General features: G+C 70.3%; 22 protein-coding genes. 12 read left to right on the forward strand and 10 right to left on the reverse strand.

Annotated elements, in window-relative coordinates:
- Positions 1–24 precede the first annotated feature (24 nt).
- Entirely contained in the window at positions 25–441 is a 417-nt protein-coding gene (locus tag Ato02nite_RS38835; protein ID WP_213011694.1) for a twin-arginine translocase TatA/TatE family subunit, read from the forward strand.
- A 3-nt stretch (positions 442–444) separates the two neighbouring features.
- Here Ato02nite_RS38835 and Ato02nite_RS38840 read toward each other — a convergent pair whose 3' ends face one another.
- Genes Ato02nite_RS38840 through Ato02nite_RS38850 form a run of 3 tightly spaced genes read right to left on the reverse strand, consistent with a single transcriptional unit; the run spans position 445 to position 3449 of the window.
- Positions 445–1596 carry an Mrp/NBP35 family ATP-binding protein gene (locus Ato02nite_RS38840; RefSeq protein ID WP_213011695.1) on the reverse strand — a complete coding sequence of 384 codons (1152 nt, stop codon included), beginning with the start codon at positions 1594–1596 and terminating at the stop codon, positions 445–447.
- A gap of 21 nt (positions 1597–1617) precedes the next feature.
- Positions 1618–2166: a DUF1003 domain-containing protein gene (locus Ato02nite_RS38845; RefSeq protein ID WP_213011696.1), complete on the reverse strand. Its 549-nt coding sequence runs from the start codon at positions 2164–2166 to the stop codon at positions 1618–1620.
- The gene (locus tag Ato02nite_RS38850; protein ID WP_213011697.1) at positions 2163–3449 is read right to left on the reverse strand and encodes a magnesium transporter MgtE N-terminal domain-containing protein; all 1287 of its coding nucleotides are present in this window, start codon (positions 3447–3449) and stop codon (positions 2163–2165) included. Before Ato02nite_RS38850 ends, Ato02nite_RS38845 begins: the two co-directional genes overlap by 4 nt.
- A gap of 27 nt (positions 3450–3476) precedes the next feature.
- Between Ato02nite_RS38850 and Ato02nite_RS38855 the strand changes: the two genes are divergently transcribed.
- Positions 3477–4343, forward strand: a complete 867-nt coding sequence (locus Ato02nite_RS38855) for a PhzF family phenazine biosynthesis protein (protein WP_213011698.1) — start codon at positions 3477–3479, stop codon at positions 4341–4343.
- A 13-nt stretch (positions 4344–4356) separates the two neighbouring features.
- On the opposite strand, the gene Ato02nite_RS38860 is transcribed toward Ato02nite_RS38855, so the two are convergent.
- Complete coding sequence (locus Ato02nite_RS38860) at positions 4357–4854, reverse strand: hypothetical protein (protein ID WP_213011699.1); 498 nt, start codon at positions 4852–4854, stop codon at positions 4357–4359.
- Between the two features lie 9 nt (positions 4855–4863).
- The gene (locus Ato02nite_RS38865; protein ID WP_213011700.1) at positions 4864–5580 is read right to left on the reverse strand and encodes an HAD family hydrolase; all 717 of its coding nucleotides are present in this window, start codon (positions 5578–5580) and stop codon (positions 4864–4866) included.
- Positions 5581–5715: 135 nt separating this feature from the next.
- Between Ato02nite_RS38865 and Ato02nite_RS38870 the strand changes: the two genes are divergently transcribed.
- On the forward strand, positions 5716–6627 hold the full coding sequence (locus Ato02nite_RS38870; RefSeq protein ID WP_213011701.1) for a DMT family transporter: 912 nt from the start codon (positions 5716–5718) through the stop codon (positions 6625–6627).
- A 93-nt stretch (positions 6628–6720) separates the two neighbouring features.
- Positions 6721–7368: a hypothetical protein gene (locus Ato02nite_RS38875; protein WP_213011702.1), complete on the forward strand. Its 648-nt coding sequence runs from the start codon at positions 6721–6723 to the stop codon at positions 7366–7368.
- A gap of 200 nt (positions 7369–7568) precedes the next feature.
- On the opposite strand, the gene Ato02nite_RS38880 is transcribed toward Ato02nite_RS38875, so the two are convergent.
- Positions 7569–8141 (reverse strand): DUF4190 domain-containing protein, encoded by a 573-nt coding sequence (locus Ato02nite_RS38880; RefSeq protein WP_213011703.1) that lies wholly within the window; start codon positions 8139–8141, stop codon positions 7569–7571.
- Between the two features lie 119 nt (positions 8142–8260).
- Here Ato02nite_RS38880 and Ato02nite_RS38885 point away from each other — a divergent pair, with 119 nt between their 5' ends.
- Positions 8261–9169, forward strand: a complete 909-nt coding sequence (locus Ato02nite_RS38885) for an SDR family NAD(P)-dependent oxidoreductase (protein ID WP_213011704.1) — start codon at positions 8261–8263, stop codon at positions 9167–9169.
- A 45-nt stretch (positions 9170–9214) separates the two neighbouring features.
- Here the strand turns inward: Ato02nite_RS38885 and Ato02nite_RS38890 are convergent, their stop codons facing one another.
- The 4 genes from Ato02nite_RS38890 to trxA form a co-directional block, all read right to left on the reverse strand.
- Positions 9215–9754 carry a DUF4190 domain-containing protein gene (locus Ato02nite_RS38890; protein ID WP_213011705.1) on the reverse strand — a complete coding sequence of 180 codons (540 nt, stop codon included), beginning with the start codon at positions 9752–9754 and terminating at the stop codon, positions 9215–9217.
- An 87-nt stretch (positions 9755–9841) separates the two neighbouring features.
- Positions 9842–10249 (reverse strand): CoA-binding protein, encoded by a 408-nt coding sequence (locus Ato02nite_RS38895; RefSeq protein ID WP_213011706.1) that lies wholly within the window; start codon positions 10247–10249, stop codon positions 9842–9844.
- Positions 10250–10327: 78 nt separating this feature from the next.
- On the reverse strand, positions 10328–12262 hold the full coding sequence (locus tag Ato02nite_RS38900; RefSeq protein WP_213011707.1) for an intein-containing Rv2578c family radical SAM protein: 1935 nt from the start codon (positions 12260–12262) through the stop codon (positions 10328–10330).
- Between the two features lie 110 nt (positions 12263–12372).
- Positions 12373–12735 carry a thioredoxin gene (gene trxA, locus Ato02nite_RS38905; RefSeq protein WP_203812200.1) on the reverse strand — a complete coding sequence of 121 codons (363 nt, stop codon included), beginning with the start codon at positions 12733–12735 and terminating at the stop codon, positions 12373–12375.
- Between the two features lie 431 nt (positions 12736–13166).
- Between trxA and Ato02nite_RS38910 the strand changes: the two genes are divergently transcribed.
- The 7 genes from Ato02nite_RS38910 to Ato02nite_RS38940 all read left to right on the forward strand — a co-directional run bounded on the left by Ato02nite_RS38910 (position 13167) and on the right by Ato02nite_RS38940 (position 18198).
- Positions 13167–13796 (forward strand): TrmH family RNA methyltransferase, encoded by a 630-nt coding sequence (locus Ato02nite_RS38910; protein ID WP_213011708.1) that lies wholly within the window; start codon positions 13167–13169, stop codon positions 13794–13796.
- A gap of 9 nt (positions 13797–13805) precedes the next feature.
- Positions 13806–14534, forward strand: a complete 729-nt coding sequence (locus Ato02nite_RS38915; RefSeq protein ID WP_369076932.1) for a DUF6758 family protein — start codon at positions 13806–13808, stop codon at positions 14532–14534.
- Positions 14521–14823, forward strand: a complete 303-nt coding sequence (locus Ato02nite_RS38920; protein ID WP_213011733.1) for a hypothetical protein — start codon at positions 14521–14523, stop codon at positions 14821–14823. The genes Ato02nite_RS38915 and Ato02nite_RS38920 overlap by 14 nt, the downstream gene beginning before the upstream one ends.
- A 9-nt stretch (positions 14824–14832) precedes the next feature.
- Positions 14833–15684 (forward strand): PH domain-containing protein, encoded by an 852-nt coding sequence (locus Ato02nite_RS38925; RefSeq protein ID WP_213011710.1) that lies wholly within the window; start codon positions 14833–14835, stop codon positions 15682–15684.
- A 70-nt stretch (positions 15685–15754) separates the two neighbouring features.
- Positions 15755–16609, forward strand: a complete 855-nt coding sequence (locus tag Ato02nite_RS38930) for a PHP domain-containing protein (protein ID WP_213011711.1) — start codon at positions 15755–15757, stop codon at positions 16607–16609.
- Positions 16610–16661: 52 nt separating this feature from the next.
- Positions 16662–17285 carry a MarC family protein gene (locus tag Ato02nite_RS38935; protein WP_213011712.1) on the forward strand — a complete coding sequence of 208 codons (624 nt, stop codon included), beginning with the start codon at positions 16662–16664 and terminating at the stop codon, positions 17283–17285.
- A gap of 88 nt (positions 17286–17373) precedes the next feature.
- The gene (locus Ato02nite_RS38940) at positions 17374–18198 is read left to right on the forward strand and encodes a RecB family exonuclease (RefSeq protein WP_246607953.1); all 825 of its coding nucleotides are present in this window, start codon (positions 17374–17376) and stop codon (positions 18196–18198) included.
- Positions 18199–18263: the final 65 nt, after the last annotated feature.

Genomic DNA, 18263 nt, shown 5'->3' on the forward strand with positions numbered 1-18263 from the left:
CGGGAAACACAGGGAGGCCGCCTCATGTTCGAAAATCTGAACTGGTGGGAGATCGGCGCGCTGCTGCTGCTCGCGTTGCTGATCTTCGGTGAGCGCCTGCCCAAGGTGATCGGCGACGGCCTGCGCATGCTGCGTGGCCTGCGCGCCATGGCGCAAAACGCCACCACCGACCTCAATCGCGAGCTCGGCACCGACCTCCAGCTGCAGGACCTTCATCCGAAGGCGTTCATCCGCAAGCACATCCTCAGCGAGGAGGAGGAGGCGTCGCTCCGCAAGCCGCTCCAGGGCCTCTTCGACGATGTGAAGAACGACCTGGCCGGCGTGAAGAACGATCTCTCCGACGTGGCCGCGGCGGCCGACATCAGGAAGCCCGCCACTCCCTCGGCGCCGGCATCCGGCGCGGTGGAGAAGCGGGCCTCGTTCGACCTCGACGCGACCTGACGTCTAGCCCTTCCGGGCGTTGACCAGCAGGCCGAGCGGCTTGCCGACCAGCGAGTCACGCCGCACGGCCAGTCGGTCGGCCACCGCGTCCAGAGCCTTCGCGGCCGGCGCCGACGGGTCGGCCAGCACGATCGGGTTGCCGGCGTCGCCCGCCTCCCGCACCCGGGTGTCGAGCGGGATCTGCCCGAGCAGGGGCACCGAGGCGCCCACCGTCTTGGTCAGCGAGTCGGCCACGGCCTGGCCGCCACCGCTGCCGAAGACCTCCATCCGAGAGCCGTCCGGCAGCTCCAGCCAGGACATGTTCTCCACGACGCCGACCAGGCGCTGGTGGGTCTGCAGCGCGATCGCGCCGGCCCGCTCGGCCACCTCGGCAGCGGCCTCCTGCGGGGTGGTGACGACCAGGATCTCCGCGTTCGGCAGGAGCTGGGCCAGCGAGATGGCCACGTCACCGGTGCCCGGCGGCAGGTCGAGCAGCAGCACGTCCAGGTCGCCCCAGTAGACATCGGCCAGGAACTGCTGCAGCGCGCGGTGCAGCATCGGCCCGCGCCACACCACGGCCGCGTTGCCGGCGGTGAACATGCCGATCGAGATCACCTTCACGCCGTGCGACTGCGGCGGCATGATCATTTCCTCGACCCGGGTCGGCCTGCCCTCCACGCCGAGCATCCGGGGCACTGAGTGGCCGTAGATGTCCGCGTCGACCACACCGACCGACAGACCCCGCTTTGCCAGGGCCGCCGCCAGGTTCACGGTGACGCTCGACTTGCCGACGCCGCCCTTGCCGCTGGCCACCGCGTACACCCGCGTCCGGGAGCCCGGCTGGGCGAACGGAATGACCGGTTCGGCCGAGGCCGGACCACCGCGCAGCGAGGTTTGCAGCGCCTTGCGCTGCTCTTCGGACATGACACCGAAGTCGACCGACACCGCGGTGATCCCGGGGATCTTGGTGAGGGCGGCGGTGATGTCGTTGTTGAGCTTGTCGCGCAGCGGGCAGCCGGCCACGGTGAGGAGCAACTCGACCTTGACGGTGCCGGCGGCGACGGTGAAGCCCTTGACCATGCCGAGGTCGGTGATCGGGCGGCGGATCTCGGGGTCGTCGACGGTCGCGAGAGCGGTCTGGATCGCGTCCTCGAGCGTCGGTGCAGGAGCGGACATGAGTTCGATGCTACTGCTCGGTCAGGAGCGCTCCGGATCCCACTCCTTGCGATCCTCCTCCCATTCCGCGCGGGCCCGTTTCTCCCGGCGGTGGGCGGCTTCGTCCAGCTCATCGGCCAGCCGGGCCAGCTCGCTGCGGAGGAAGTCCCGGGTGGCCACCTCGCCCAGCGCGATGCGCAGCGAGGCGATCTCCCGAGCGAGGTATTCGGTGTCGGCCTTCTGCATCGCGGCCCGGCGCCGGTCCTCCTCCATGGTCAGGCGATCCCGGTCGGCCTGCCGGTTCTGCGCGAGCAGGATCAGTGGCGCGGCATAGGAGGCCTGCAGCGACAAGATCAAGGTCAGGAACGTGAAGGTGTACGGGTCGAACTGCATCTTCGCCGGGGCCAGCGTGTTCCACAGGAACCAGGCCGCGATCACCAGCGTCATCCACACGATGAACTGGGCCGTCCCCATGTATCGGGCGATGTTCTCCGACCACTGCCCGAACGACTCCGGGTTGAACCGGGGCAGCCGCACCCGGCCCGGCTCGACCGGCTGGTCGAGCCGGTCGCGCCGCGGCTCGGAGCTCATAGGTGGACCCCGTCCTCGGGCTCGGCGTTCGCGGTGTCCCGGTCACGCCAGTCCCGCGGCAGCGAGTGGTCGAGCACGTCGTCGACCGTCACCGCGCCGAGCAGCCGGTGCGTGTTGTCCACCACCGGCATCGCCACCAGGTCGTAGGTCGCCATCCGCTTCGTTATCTCGCCCAGCGAGATGGCCGGGCGCAGCGGTTCCAGGTCGTTGTCGACGATGCCGCCGAGGATCGAGGCCGGGGGTTCGCGCAACAGCCGCTGGAAATGCACCATGCCGAGGTACTTACCCGTCGGCGTCGCCGAGGGTGCACGGGCCACGAAAACCTGCGCGGCCACCACTGGCGACAGGTCGGGCTCGCGGATGCGCGCGAGGGCCTCGGCCACCGTCGCGTCCGGCGTCATGATCACCGGCTCGGAGGTCATCACCGCGCCGGCCGTGCCCGGCTTGTAGCTCATCAGCTGCCGGACCGGGGCGGCCTCCTCCGGCTCCATCAGGTCCAGCAGCATGGTCTGCTCGGCGTTCGGCAGCTCGGCGAGCAGGTCGGCGGCGTCGTCCGGGTCCATCCGCTCGAGCACGTCGGCGGCCCGCTCCCGATCCAGCCGGGACAGGATCTCCACCTGGTCGTGCTCGGGCAACTCCTCCAGCACGTCGGCCAACTTGCGGTCGCTCAGCGCCGCGGCCACCTCGTTGCGGCGGGCGTCCGGCAGGTCCTGCAGGGCGTTCGCCATGTCGGCCGGGCGCATCGGCTCCAGCAGGGCCAGCAGATTGGACGTGCCCTGGGTGTCGGTCGGGCCGAACAGATTGCGAATGCGTTCGTACTCCGCCTGGTAGACGTGGCCGCGCCGGGCGAGCCGCCCGGTGTGCTCGCGCACGGCCACCCGGGTGACCAGCCATTCGTTGTTCCGGGTGAGGTCCATGCCGATGTCCACGACATTGCCCGGGCTGCCGTGCCCGTCGCCGGTCTCCGGCATCACCGTGACCCGCCGGTCCAGCAACTCCTCCACCACGAGCAACTCGTTCGGCCGCTTCTCGAACCGGCGCAGGTTGAGGGTGCCGGTGCTCAGCACGACCGCCTCGGAATCCATCGAGGTGACCCGCCCGATCGGCAGGAAGATCCGGCGGCGCAGGGCCATCTCGGCCACCAGGCCCACCACCTGCGGTGGCCGGTTGGTGGTGCGCAACCGGACCACGGCGTCCCGGACGCGGCCGACCCGATCGCCGTTGGGGTCGAAAACACCCAGGCCGGCGAGCCGGGCCAGATAAACCCTCGTCCCCATGGTCACAGGCCCAGCCTAGGTTAGGGTCCGGACATGTCCACCTTGGCGTACGAGATCGTCGACGTGTTCACCGATCGTCCCTTCGCCGGGAACCCGCTGGCTGTGGTCTACGGCGGCGATGATCTGGCCGGTGACCAGATGCACGCCCTGGCCCGGGAGTTCAACCTTTCCGAGACGGTCTTCGTTCTCCCGCCCACCCAGCCGGGCGCCACCTATCGGGCCCGGATCTTCACGCCCGAGTCGGAACTGCCGTTCGCCGGTCATCCGAGCGTCGGCGCCGCGGTCACCTCGATGCGGCGGGGCGATTTTCCGGCCGGGACGGTCGTCCAGGAGTGCGGCGCCGGCCTGCTGTCGATCGAGGTGCGGGAGTCCGGCACGGCCACGCTCACCGGCGGCGAGCCGACGCTCGGCGAGCCGCTGGACGCGGCCCCGCTGCTCGCGATGGCCGGGCTCGACGGGGACGCGCTCGCTGCCCCGCGTGCGGCCGGGTGCGGGCTGAGCTGGTTGTTCATTCCCGTACGGCGTGAGCAGTTGTCGTCCGTACGCCTGGAACTGGCCGCGGCCGAACGCCTGGCCGTCACCGACGTCTGTTTGTTCTCCTGGTCGCCGGAGTCGCGCGAAGCGCACTCCCGGGTTCTCGTCGCCGGTAGCGCCGTCCCTGAGGATCCGGCGACCGGCTCGGCCGCCCTCGGCCTCGGCGTGTGGCTGGTCGCCGCGGGCTGGCTCCCGCCCGACGGCACCACCGACTACCGGATCCACCAGGGTTACGAGATGAAGCGCCCGTCCCTGCTGGAGTGCACGGTCACCGCGACCGCCGGCCGGGCCGTCTCCGCCACCGTGACCGGCCACGTCTGCGCGATCGCTCGCGGCGAGATCATGGTGCCGCCCTTCGTCGGCTGAGCCGCGCCGGCCTTCAGCGGCGGCGGACGCGATGCAGGCGGAACGGTCGGCGGGTTTCGTTGCGCGCCGGGGTCTCGCGCGGAGTCACCGCACCCGAGTCGGCCGGCAGATCGGGCGCGGTGACCGGGGTGTGCTGCTCGGCCGGCGTGAGCCGGACGACCGCGCAGCCCGAATCGGCCCAGCGGGTGACCATCTCGCCGAACGTGCCGGACGCGTTGAGCCGCTTCTGAGCCAGCTGCGGCGCCACCGTCTCCCACTCCTCGGAGCCCGGCTGCAGCCGCGTCACCGCCATGTCACTGACCACGATCAGGCCGCCGTTGTCGCCGCGCAGGCGCACCGTCGCCGTCGCGGCCTCGGCCAGGCCCGGCGCGACCTGCTCGCCGGGCCCGCTGACCACGATCAGCGAACCCTCGAACGGCATGCACCAGAGCCCGAGCGCCGGCCCGTCCCCCACGGAGATCCAGGCCAGCGCCGCCTTCTTGAGTGCCTCATCCAAGACCGCTGACGTCACCGCGACAGGTTACTTCGTCGCCAGCGCGGCCGGGGCCGGCTGGAGGGTGTCGATCAGGTTGACCACCTCGGTCAGCGACCGCACGGTCCGCCCGGCGAAGTTGTGGTCCGCGTCGAACACCAGGTGGTTCGTCAGGTCGGGCGCGGCCAGCCGGACCGGCGTCATGCCGACCGCGGCGGCACCGGTCAGCTCATGGCTGCCGCCATCGCCGACATAGAGACATTCGGCCGGGAGAACATCCAGCTCATCGCACGCGGCCAGGTAGATCTGCGGGTCCGGCTTGCAGACCCCGAGGCGTACGGAATAGATCTTGGCGTCGAGCAGCGGGGCGATCGGCAGGCCGGGCAGGAAGGCCGGCAGTTCGTGCGTGCAGTCGCTGATCACCGCGGTGGCCAGGCCGCGCCGGCGGATGGCGGTCAGCGCGCTCACCGCGTCGGGCCGCAGCCGGGTGTCGGCCTTCAGCGCGCTGATCCGGGCCGGGACACCGGCTCGTACCTGGGCCGGGCGGGGGCGGCCACCGGCCTGCTCGATGACCCACCGTAGGGTGGCTTCCGCGTTGCCGTACCGGCCCCGGGCCCGGGCCCGGAAGGTGCGGTCGAGCACGCCGAGCACCGCTTCCGGATCGACGCCGAGGTCTCGGGCGATCTCGGCGTGCTGCGGTCCGCGCTGGACGGCGCGGGTCAACGTGCCGAAAAAGTCGAACACGACCGCACGGTATGCGGGCATGGTAAATCAGCCTCCCGGGCATTAGATGATCAAAAGAGGTCAGGACACCGCGGTGACTGTAGTCGTGGCGTCACTCTCCGTTCAATAGCGATAGATGAATGTGCTGAACAACTCTGCAAGAAGCGACGGCCGGGGATGAATGCGCGCTCACCGCACGTTCTGACCGCGTTGTCCCTGGTGGTAGCGGTTTTGGCGGTCTCCTCGTCGGCCCCGCTCATCGCTTTCGCGGCAGCCCCTGCCATGGCCATCGCGTTCTGGCGCAACGGCCTGGCCACGGTCGTCCTGACGCCGATCACGCTCGGCCCGCGCCGCCGGGAACTGCGCGGCGCCACCCGGCGCGCGGTGACCTTCTGCCTCCTGGCCGGGGTGGCCCTGGCCGCGCACTTCGCCACCTGGATGCCGAGCGTCCAGCTGGGCTCGGTGGCGACCGCGACGGCCCTGGTGGCCACCCAGCCGGTGTGGCAGGGACTGATCGCCCTCGGGCAGGGCCGCCGCCCGTCGACCGCCGGCTGGCTCGGCATCGGGCTCGCGGTGGCCGGTGCGGTCTGGGCGACCGGCGCGGACGTGGGCGTCTCCGGGCAGGCGGTGCTGTCCGACGTGCTGGCTCTGCTCGGCGCGATGGCCGCCGCGGTCTACACGGCGCTCGGCGAGCAGGCCCGCGCCACGCTGAGCACCACCACGTACACCTGGATCTGCTACGGCACCTGCGCGTTCCTCCTGCTGCTGGTCTGTCTGACCGCCGGGGTCGACCTGACCGGTTACCGCACGTCGACGTGGGCCGCGATCCTCGCCCTGGTCGTGGGGGCCCAGCTGCTGGGCCACTCGATGTTCAACTACGCCCTGCACCACACCTCGGCCACCACGGTGAGCGTCCTGATCCTGCTCGAGGTGCCCGGCGCGGCCCTGCTGGCCTGGCTGTGGCTGGGCCAGCAACCCCGGGCCGCCGCCCTGCCGGGACTGGCCCTGCTGCTGGCCGGCGTGTTCGTCGTCATCCTCGGCGCCGCCCGCTCGGCCCGCCCCTCGGTGGCCCCGACTCTCACCGATTGACCGCCGTTTTGTCCGGTATGGCGGGTCGCTCGTTGAGCTGAGAGGGCGCTGGTTGGCGGCGACCGCCGGGGCGGGGTAGAGAAGGGGCATGCAATGCATCGCGATCGATTCCGGATCTGGCCGGGGCTCGTGCTCGGGATCGCCCTCGTGATCGGCGGGTGCGGCGATCCCGACGGGGAGGTCGTCGACGCCCCCGGACTCACCGGGGGCTGGGCCACCGGCGGCTGCGGGGTGGAGCGAACGCCGGAGCACGTCACCGTCAGCGGCGTCACCGTGCCGACGACACCAGCCGGGCTGGAAGCCGTGATGAACCGGATCGAGCAGGCCGGGCGGGTGCAGTTCACCGACAGCTACGCCGGCCTCGAGGTCGACCAGGAGCTGGTGCAGGCCACCGTCTACCGGGTGCCGTCGGCCACGTTCGACGACTTCATCCGCAAGACCGCCGAGGACACCTGCATCCTGGTCCGCGACGCCGCGCACTCCGCGGTCAGCCTGGCCGTCTGGCACGACAGGGTGGTCGCCGACCTGCCCTTCTGGAGCCACGAGGGCGTCCCGATCGTCAGCATCGGAGCACGCCACGACGGCACCGGCGTGGAGATCGGCACCCGGGACGTGGCCAAGGCCCGAACCGCCCTGCTGGCCCGCTACGGCAGCCGGGCCCCGCTGGTGTTCGTCTCCGCCGACCCGGTCCGGCCGCTACCGGCCCCCACCAGCCGAATCGCACCCCCGCCCGGCACCTGACCCCGCCCGCGCGCTGCCACCCTCTCCCTGGCGCATGCGCGTTGCTGCCCGCTTCCCGGCCCGTGCGTTGGGGCCGTATCTCGGCCCGTGCGTTGGGGCCGCTTCCCGGAGCCGTGCGTTGGGGCCGCTTCCCGGAGCCGTGCGTGCGGCCGCTTCCCGGTGCCTGCATGCGGGCCCTGCGCCGGCGCTGGTCGCCGGCGTCAGGAGAAGTTGCCGCCGGCGATCGCGTAGATCGCGATGGCCGCGACGGCGAGTACCACCAGGCCGGTCACGATCCAGCCGATGAGGATGCCCGCCAGGGCCATGCCGGCCCCGCCCGAACCGTTGCGGGCGATGCGCTTGCGGGCTACGTGGCCGAGGATCGCGCCGACCGGCCCGAGGATCACACCGATGCCGTAGAAGCACAGACCCAGCACGGCCGCACACGACACCACCAGCGACGCGATCGCCAGGCCCTCGGTCGGCTGGGGCTGCGCGTAGCCGTACGGATTGACCGGGGGTTGCTGGTAAAGGCCGGCCGGCGCGTAGGGGCCCGGCTGCTGCTGCTGGTAATAACCGGCCGGCTGGTAACTGGTGGCCGGCGCATACGGGTCCGGCGACGATTGGTAGGCAGCGGCTGGCGCATAGGGGTCCGGCGGCGTCGGCTGGTAGCCGGCCGGCGGAGCGTACGGGTCCGGCTGCGGGGAATTGGCGGGCGGCGCGTAAGGGTCCGGCGGCGGGGGAGTCGAGCCGGGCGGCTGGTAGGGCCCGGGTGGCTGATAGGGGTCGGTCATCGTTGCCTCCGTGCGACTGGTGCGGATGTCACTGTAAACAAGCAGGTCCCGCACGTCGCGCGTGCGCCACGGGGGTGCGATGTTTGCCCTGACTCAACGGACGGGGCAGGATCGCTCGCATGGTCTTCGACGCCCGCTCCAGCAGCGGAAGCCGTTCCCGGCGCGACGCCACCCGCCCCTCCGCGGGCCGGCGGCCGCGCACCGGCGCTACCGAGACGTCCGAGTCGCCGACGGCGACCGAGGCCGTCGAGCCGGACGAAGCGCCGGTGACGCTCCGGCTCGACGGGAAGGTCGCGCTGGTCACCGGCGCGGGCAGCCCGGACGGCATCGGTTATGCGACGGCCCGGCGGCTGCGTGACATCGGAGCCCGGGTCGCGATCGTGTCGACCACGCGGCGCATCCACGAGCGGGCGGCCGAGCTCGGCGTCACCGGGTTCGTGGCCGACCTGACCGACGAGGCCGAGGTGGGTGCGCTCGCCGACGCGATCACCGACCAGCTCGGCGACGTCGAGGTGCTGGTCAACAACGCGGGTCTGGCGAGCCGCGCCTCGCCCGAGGTGCTGCGCCCGGTGGCCCAGCTCACCTACGACGAGTGGAAGGCGGAGATCGACCGGAACCTCAGCACCGCGTTCCTGTGCAGCCGGGCCTTCCAGGGCGCGATGGCGGAGGGCGGCTGGGGCCGGATCGTGAACCTCGCGGCCACCGCCGGTGCGATCAACGCCCTGCCCACCGAGGCTGCCTACGCCGCGGCGAAGGCCGGCGTGGTGGGGCTGACCCGGGCGCTGGCGATGGAGCTGGTCGCCGACGGTGTGAACGTCAACTGCGTGGCCCCCGGCACGATCTACACGGCGGCGTCCACGGTGACGGAGATCAAACAAGGTTTGGGTACGCCGATCGGCCGTCCCGGAACACCGGACGAGGTCGCGGCCGCGATCGCGTTCCTCTGCTCGCCGGCGGCGTCCTACATCACCGGCCAGATGCTCGTCGTGGACGGTGGCAACAGCGTGCGGGAGGCGGAGTTCCGCTGACGATCCTTGAGGGCCGGGTGACGTCACCCGGCCCTCAGCAGCGGATCAGTACGTCGACGTCGAGCTGTTCCCGACCGCGACGACGATGACGATGATGTAGCCGATGCACACGAGCACGCCGAGCGCGGTGAAGATGTAGCCCAGCCAGAGACCGGCCGTGGCCAGCCCCTCGCCCTGCTCACCGGTCTGCCGGATCTGCTTCTTGGCCAGGTGGCCGAGAACGATCGAGGCCGGCGCGAAGATGAACGCGAAGACCAGCGCCAGGATCGCCAGCGTGTTGGTGCCGGCGACCGGGACATAGACCGGCTGACCGTACGGTCCGGGCTGCCCGTAGGCCCCCGGCTGACCGTACGGGCCGGGCTGACCGTAGGCGGGCTGACCGTACGGATCGGGCTGGCCGTAACCGCCCGGCGCGCCCGTCGGCGGGTAGGGCTGGCCACTCGTCGGGGGCGGCGGATAACCGGGCTGACCACTGACCGGCGGCTCCGGAGGAGCGTTGTACGGCGTCGTCGGATCGGTCGGCTGCCCGTACGGCTGCGAGGGCTGATATGGATCCGGCGCACCGCCGGACGGGGGGTATGTCATGAGGACCTCTCCATCGTTTCCCGGCACCGTACTAGGGCCGGTGCCGGATCGGAGGCCGGGCCGCGGCGTTGCTGTGTTTCGGATCCGTCAAGACAGCCTGGTCAGGTTGCCCACCGCGCGCTCGACGGCCAGGCAGCGATCTTCGACATAGTCGATACCTGCCTCCTCGGCGAGACGCCGCGCCTCGGCCGACACGATGCCGCTCTGCAACCACACGGCAGGCGCCTTGATGGCAATGGCCTGCCGAACCACGTCGACCGCGTCCCGAGCCGGCCGGAAAACGTCGACCAGGTCAACCGGCTCATCGATGTCGGCCAGCGTAGGAACCGCCTTGACCCCGAAAATCTCGTCGGCGAACGGGTTGACCGGGATGATCCGCCAGCCGTGCCGAAGCATCTGCCGAGGCACCGTGTGAGCCGCCTTGAACGGATCACGAGAGGCCCCCACAACGGCAATGACACGAGCCTCGGCCAGGATCTGCTGCGCATCCCTCATGCCTCGACTGTAGCCATCACACCGCCCTCCTCCGCACCCTCACCACAGCCTCCGTCGAGCCTCCCGGAGCACTCGCCCTCACAGCAGGGTGAGCTGGTGAGGCGGGGCGGTCGCGCGCTCGCCCGGGTCTTCGCCGACGTCGCGGATCTGGACCGGGTCGGGGCGATGCAGACCGTGCCGGCGGGCGGCCAACCGGACCCGGGCGCCGATCTCGGCCTGGTAGGTCTGCGGCAGGTAGGAACCGGAGCCGTACAGGTCGCGATATCGCGGGGCCAACGCCGGGTGGGTGCGGGTGAGCCAGGACGCGAACCACTCCCGCGCGCCCGGGCGCAGATGCAGCGGGATCGGCGTGACGCTGGTGGCGCCGGCCGCGGCGATGGCGGCCACCGTCCGGTCGATGGACTCGTCGGTGTCGGTCAGGCCGGGCAGGATGGGGGCCATCAGCACACCGACCGGGAAGCCGGCGTCGGTGAGCCGGCGCACCACCTCGAGCCGCCGTCGCGGGCTCGGCGTGCCGGACTCGACCGCCCGCCACATCGCCTCATCGACGAACCCGACCGAGACCGCGAGCCCGACCCGGGTCACTTCGGCCGCCTGCTTGAGCAGCTCCAGGTCGCGCAGGATGAGCGTGCCCTTGGTGAGGATCGAGAACGGGTTGGCGTAGTCCCGCAGGGCGGCCAGGATCTCCGGCATGAGGCGGTAACGGCCCTCCGCGCGCTGGTAGACGTCGACGTTGGTGCCCATCGCGATGGCGGCGCCGGACCAGCGTGGCGCGGCCAGCTCGCGGCGGATCAGCTCGCCCGCGTTGACCTTGACGATGATCTTGGTGTCGAAGTCATGCCCGGCGTCGAGGTCGAGGTAGGTGTGGGTGTTGCGGGCGAAGCAGTTGTGGCTGACCACGCCGTCGGCGATGAAGTCGCCGGTGCCGGTGGAGATGTCGAACAGCGGCAGGGTGAGCCCAAGCTCCTCGATGTCGGCCACCGCCAGCTCGCGGTTGCTGCGCACGCCGACCCCGGAGGCGTCGAGAGGCGCGCCGGCCGCGCCGGTGAGGTGCCGGAAGCGCAGTGCCGCCCACAGGTCGCGGTCGATCTCCACGGTGGCCGAGCCGCCGGGCCGGGTGCGCACCGGGGCCCGGCTGGGCAGGCCGAGCTGGGTGAGCGAGTCGACCACCCGGCTGAGGAACAGCTGGTCGCCGCTGGTGAAGGTGATCGCGAGCCGGTCGGCCCGGCCGGTCGAGCCGAACGCGCCGGCCAGGAAGCCGCGCAGCCACCCGCCGCTGGGTTGCTCGGGCCAGCGCAACGCCTCGTGCAGCGGGATGTCTTCGAGGTATCGGTCGGCGCGCACCCACGCGTCGCTCTCCCGAGCTGCGCGCCCGCCGGAGGCGTCGCCCCGCACCAGGCCGCACAGGAAACCCGCCTGGTAGTCGGGGGACTCCTTGGGCGGCTCGGCGAAGTGGCCGACCCCGAACATCAGGTCGCCGACGGCCAGGGCCGGCAGATGTGGCTCGGCCGGGCTGACGTGCCGCCAGCCGCGGTCGGTGAGGAACCGGTGATCGCCGCTGGCGACCAGACGGGTGCCGTCGGCCAGGGTGACCCGGAAAGCGGGTTTCCGCGTCTCCCAGTGGTCGAGGACCGTGGTGGGCACGTAGCGCCGGCAGGCGCCCGCACCCATCGTGCCCATGATGGCGTCACCGGTGCGCAGCTCGGCGAGGGGACGGGTGGTGCCGTCGGCCATCAGGATCGGGGTGTCGCCGGCCAAGCAGTACGAGCATGCGTGCGAGCAGCCGCGGTAGGGGTTGATGGTCCACTGGAAGGGCACCCGCGACTGACCCGGAACCCGGTTGATCAGGCTTTTCGCCTCGATCTCGAAGAAGGTCATCCCGGTGAAGCCGGGGGTGTCGAAGGTGCGGACGGTGGCGCCGGGCAGCGCCAGCGGCAGGGGTGGAGCCGCCGGCGCTGCCCTGTCAAGGAGCGAGTCGCCGTCGTGGGGAGCCGACAGGTTGGACCATCGCATGGCGAGAATTCGAACACATGTTCGATCTCGTTGTCCACCCGGCCGGCGGCGTGTTCCGGAAAGAAAAATGGCCCGCGGACCTCAACGGTCCGCGGGCCTGAGTCGCCGGGTCAGTGGCTGTGTGCCGCGAGCTGCTTGCGCACGTCGTCCATGTCGAGCTTCTCGACCTGCTCGATCAGGTTCTCCAGGGCGGACTCGGGGAGAGCGCCCGGCTGGGAGAAGACGATGACGCCGTCCCGGACGGCCATGATCGTCGGGATCGAGCGGATGTCGAACTTCGCGGCCAGCTCCTGCTGGGCCTCGGTGTCGACCTTGCCGAAGGTGATTTCCTGGTGCTTCTCCGAGGACCGCTCGTACGTCGGCGCGAATCGGACACACGGGCCGCACCAGCTGGCCCAGAAGTCGACCAGGACGATGCCGTCCTTACCGGTGACCTCGTCGAAGTTCTCTGCGGTCAGCGCAACCGTCGCCATGATGTCTCCGTCCACGGGAAAATTGGCTTGCGTCCGATGAAACCCATCGTCCCCTAGTGCCATTCCCGTCCGTGGGCTAGCGACACGTGTCCTGCGGCACGATTTCCGAACGCGGTGTTGACCCTAGACCACCCATCGTAACGATAAGTAAGGAGAGCGCTCTCAGTTCTCAAACAAGTTGTGACGTCCGTTTTGCCGCCAGAAACCATGACATCGCATCTCGGGCCGGACTGCCTGCCTGCTTGCCTGGTCAAACGCGCGACCGAAAGTAATAGTAAAGAATCTTAAATGTGAGCTGGGTCACATCTGAAAGTCCTTCACATCGATACGGACGGTAAGGCAGACTCTGCCCCACAGAGCGTGGGCGGCGGGTGCCGGGGAGGGCCCCGCCGCTCATTGCGTCCCACCGCAGATCGGTAGCGTAACCGGCCATGACCGCGGGTGAGGACGAAGTCGAAGTCGGCGTGGGCCCCTGGGTGGGCGAGTGGCCGACCGACCCGCGATACGACCCCGAGTTGCTTGCTCAGGGTGATCGTCGCAATGTGGTGGATCGCTATCGGTACTGGCGACGTGAGGCGGTCGTGGCCGACCTCGACGAGCGGCGGCACGGATTCCACGTCGCGATCGAGAACTGGCAGCACGACTTCAACATCGGCACCGTGGTGCGCAATGCCAACGCGTTCCTCGCCGCCGAGGTGCACATCGTCGGCCTGCGGAAGTGGAACCGGCGCGGCGCCATGGTCACCGATCGCTATCAGCACGTGCGGCACCACCCGACGATCGAGGAGTTCGTGGCCTGGGCCGCCGGGGAAGGCCTCCCGGTGATCGGGATCGACAATCTGCCCGGCTCACGGCCGATGGAGACCACCACCCTGCCCGGCCGCTGCGTGCTGCTCTTCGGCCAGGAGGGGCCCGGGCTCTCGGCGCCGGCCCGCGCCGCGTGCAGCCAGCTCTTCTCGATCGCGCAGTACGGCTCGACCCGCTCGATCAACGCGGGTGTGGCCAGTGGGATCGCCATGCACGCCTGGGTTCGCGCCCACGCGGGACCCCCGCCCGAGTGAATTCGCCGGATGCCTCCGGGTTCTGCCGATTCGCTTGACGGAGGGCGCGCCGGACCGCACGGTAAGTGGGTGGGTGTCACGGTGAGTTGCCCCAGGTGCGGTGCGCAGGTCCGGAAGCCGGACCTGATGCACAGTGAGTGGCGCTGTGACAACTGCGGTGACGTCCCCCCGTTCCACGTGGCCGAGCACATCAGCACCGAGATCGTCGACAGCATGCTGGGCCGCCCCTCACCCGACCGGGTGCCGTTCTGGTGCCCGTGGCCGCTCCCCTCCGGGTGGATGGTGACCGGCGTCGGCTGGGCGGGTGACGACCGGCGTGGCGTGCGGGCCAGCGCGGTCTCCTGCAGCGGTCCCGAGCCGCTCGGCGGCGGACCGGCCGATGTGGTCCTGATCGCCGAACATCCGGGCGTGGGCTTGGGAACCAGGTTCGCCGGCATTCCCGGCATCGACCCGGGTTACCTGATCGCCGAGGCGTTGGCCGGCTCCAGTGGACACCCCGGTCCACATGCCAAGATCAAGGCAGCCGGGCACCCCACTCCACTGTGGTGCGTCAAGTCCCCGGAAGATCGAAGTGCCTACGTGAGTGAGGCCAAAGGAATGTGGCTCTATGCGGTAGCGTGGCCGGCAAGCGCGGGTTACTTCCTCGCGGAGCATGTCGTTCTGCACGACCTCTGCGATGGGGTGCCGCCCGAGCTCGTGTACGGAGCGCCGTCGCCGTACCTGCATGGAAGGGCCTGATAAACGGGCCTTGACCTGCGGGTTCGGTATCGGCTTTTCGGTCACATTGTTCACACCGAGCGACGAAGCTGATACCGTCAGTACTGCCGCGGCGCTGACCGTCACCCGCACCTACAGGAGAAGGCCCGCCATGATCAAGAAGGTTCTAACCTGGCTTGGTATCGCGTTCTTGATCTTTTTCATTGCCTTCAATCCGAACTCGGCAGCGGACGTCTTCTCCTCCCTCGGAGGGACGATCGCCGATATTGCCCGGGGCTTCGGCCAGTTCTTCACCAACCTCGTCGCTTAGCATCTCTACATGGGTGGTCCTGCTGAGCCGCACGAGCCTCGAGGCGAGGGTGCTGGGCGCCCTCGAGACGAGGACGACGAGAACTTCGGGTACAGAGACTCGGCGTATGTAGATCCCGAGTACGACCGGCGAAGGCGTCCCTATTCCGATGGTCCGGGCTTCTCGCCCGATGCCGGCTACTCACCGGATGCCGGTTACTCGCCCGACGCCGGCTACGGCGACTCAGGGGAGTATGAAGCGCCCGTCATCACCGAGGAGGAGCTCGCCGGCCTCGGTCCCGAGGGCGGTGGCGGCGGACCACGCCGGGTGCTGCCCCTTGAGGACGAGCCGACCACTCTGGTCGCCCGCTACCTCTTCCCCACCGAGCGCTACCGCGGTGAGTGGAAGAGGCACTGGATCCACCTCTCCACCCCGCTCGGCATCGGTGCCGGCGCGACCCTGCTGCTGGGCTATCTGGCCGGCTTCCTGACCCGGCAAAACGTCGACGGCCTGGTCACCGTGGCCGTGCTGATCTGGCTCGGCGTCATCGGCTGGGTGGCGTGGAAGGTCTTCGACTGGTATTTCGATCGCTTCATCCTGACCAACAAGCGGGTGATGGTGGTCAACGGCATCATCACCCGGCGGGTGGCCATGATGCCGCTCCTGCGGGTGACCGACATGAAGTACGAGCAGTCCGCCCTCGGCCGGATGCTCAGCTACGGCACGTTCGTCCTCGAGTCGGCCGGCCAGGACCAGGCACTCCGCGAGGTCAAGCATCTGCCCAACCCCAACGAGCTCTACCTGCGGGTCGTCGAGGAGATGTACGAACCGCAGGCCGTCGAGGCCCGCCTCGGCAAGGACGGCGACGGCGACGACGCCTGAATCCCTCCTGTGATGAAGGGATCTCCGCTCCGCCCGGTCGCGCCTTGTGCGCGGCCGGTAGCGTTTTCTAGTGACCAGAATCGACCTGCACTGCCATTCGACCGCCAGCGACGGCACCCTCACCCCCGCGCAACTGGTCACCGCGGGAGCCGACGCCGGGCTCGACGTCATGGCGATCACCGACCACGACACCACCGGCGGCTGGGCCGAGGCGGCCGCGACACGGCCGGAGGGGCTGACCCTGGTCCGCGGGGCCGAGCTGTCCTGCCGCTGGTTCGGCGGCGAGGACTACCCGATCGCCCTGCACCTGCTCGCCTACCTCTTCGACCCCACCGAGCCGCGGCTGTCGGCCGACCTCGCCACCCTGCGCAACGACCGCGAGCAGCGGGCCGAGCAGATCGTGTCGAAGCTGCGCGCCGACGGCGTACCGATCACCTGGGAAGAGGTCCACGGCTACGCGGCGGGCGGGTCCGTCGGGCGGCCACACATCGCCCAAGCCCTGATCCGGGCCGGTCTCGTGCGAACCACCAACGAGGCCTTCGCCTCCCGATGGCTGGGCGCGCGATACTTCGTACCCAAGTCGGATCTTGATGTTTTCGAAGGTGTGCGGGCGGTCCGGGAGGCCGGCGGGGTGGCGGTCTTCGCGCATCCGCGGGCGACCGTGCGCGGCCGGGTGGTGCCCGATAAGTTGATCGCCGATCTGGCCGACGCCGGCCTCTTCGGACTCGAGGCCGATCATGAGGACCATTCGCCCGCGGAGCGGGCTCACGTCCGGGCTCTGGCGGAAGACCTCGGCCTGGTGGTCACCGGATCATCCGATTTTCACGGTACGCACAAGACGGTCAAGCTGGGCGCGTTCAGCACGGCCCCCGAGGCGTACGAGAAGATCGTGTCCGCCGCGACGGGTGTGCCGGTCCTGGGGTGACCCTCGACGCACCGGCCTGCGCGAAGGGACCACGCAGCCCTACCTTGTGCGGGTGAATCTCAAGTTTCTCGGCGAGGTCTACGTGACCCTTCTGGTCATCGTCGACCCGCCCGGCATGGTCCCGGTGTTCCTCGCCCTGACCGGGGCGATGCCGCCCCGGCAGCGGATGAAGGCCGGCACCCAGGCCGTGCTGCTCGCCCTCGGGGTGATCGTCGGGTTCGCGGTGGCCGGGCAGACGCTGCTCGACTACCTGCACGTCCAGCTGCCCGCGCTGCAGGGGGCCGGCGGTCTGCTGCTCGTCCTGGTCGCGTTGCAGCTGCTCACCGGCAAGGCCGACGAGACCGACCAGCAGGGCGGCACCACCAACGTGGCGCTCGTGCCGATCGGCACGCCGCTGCTCGCCGGGCCGGGCGCGATCGTCGCCACCATGCTGTTCGTGCGCCGCGCCGACGGCCTCGCCGAGTACGCCGTGATCGGCATCGGCATTCTGCTGGTGATGCTCACCGTCTGGCTGGTCCTGCGCTTCTCCGGCGGGATCGTCAAGCTGCTCCGGCCGGCCGGCATCGAGGTGCTCACCCGGATCGCCGGCCTGCTGCTGGCCGCCATCGCCGTGCAGTTGATCGCCGATGCGGTGGACGCTTTCGTGGAGCTCTACACGGCGGCGTACAGCGGCTGAGATTCTTGTCGGAGGGTGCTGGCAGGATTACCGCGTGGCCTCCACCAGATCCCGCAACGCGGTGCCCGAGCAGCTCGGCTTCGACGGCATGCCCGAGCGGCTGTTCGTCTGCACACCGAGCAAGCTGGGCGCCTACGCCGACTGCCCCCGCCGGTATAGATATTCCTACGTCGACCGCCCCACTCCACCCAAGGGCCCGCCCTGGGCGCACAACTCGCTGGGCGCGAGCGTCCACACGGCCCTGAAGAACTGGTATGCCCTGCCCCTCGACCGGCGCGCGCCCGGCGCGCTGCCGACCCTGCTCAAGTCGACCTGGGTGCGCGAGGGTTACCGCGACGTCGACCAGGAGCGAGCCACCTACGAGGCGGCGCTGCGCTGGCTGGAGACCTACGTGGCGACCCTCGACCCGCAGGACGAGCCGCTCGGCGTCGAGCGGGTGGTGGCCACCAAGACGGCGGTGCTGGCCTTCAACGGCCGCGCCGACCGGATCGACTCCCGCCGCGGCGCCGATGGCGCCGAGGCGGTCATCGTCGACTACAAGACCGGCCGTTCCGGCCTGGACGCCGACGACGCCCGCGGGTCGCAGGCCTTGGCCCTTTACGCGTACGCGGCACAGCGCGTCTTCCGCCGCCCGTGTCACCGGGTCGAGCTGCACCACCTGCCCACCGGCACGGTGGCGGTCCACGAGCACACCGAGGAGTCGCTCGCCCGCCAGGTCAGCCGTGCGGAGAACACCGCTCGCGACATCATGGCCGCCGAGAAGGCGGTGGCGTCCGGCGCCGACCCCGACGTCGAGTTCCCCACCAATCCGGGCGCGCTGTGCAGCTGGTGCGACTTCCGCCGGAGCTGCCCAGCCGGCATCGAGGTCGCCGAGAAGCAACCGTGGACGGCGGTCGAGCACCTGAGCAGCTGAGCGGCGGCAGTGGCGACGATGGCGGCCCCGACGATGGCTGAGCCGGGGATGGTGCTCGGTGCTCG

Origin of the sequence: Paractinoplanes toevensis (assembly GCF_018332695.1) — a bacterium.
Lineage (GTDB): Bacteria > Actinomycetota > Actinomycetes > Mycobacteriales > Micromonosporaceae > Actinoplanes > Actinoplanes toevensis.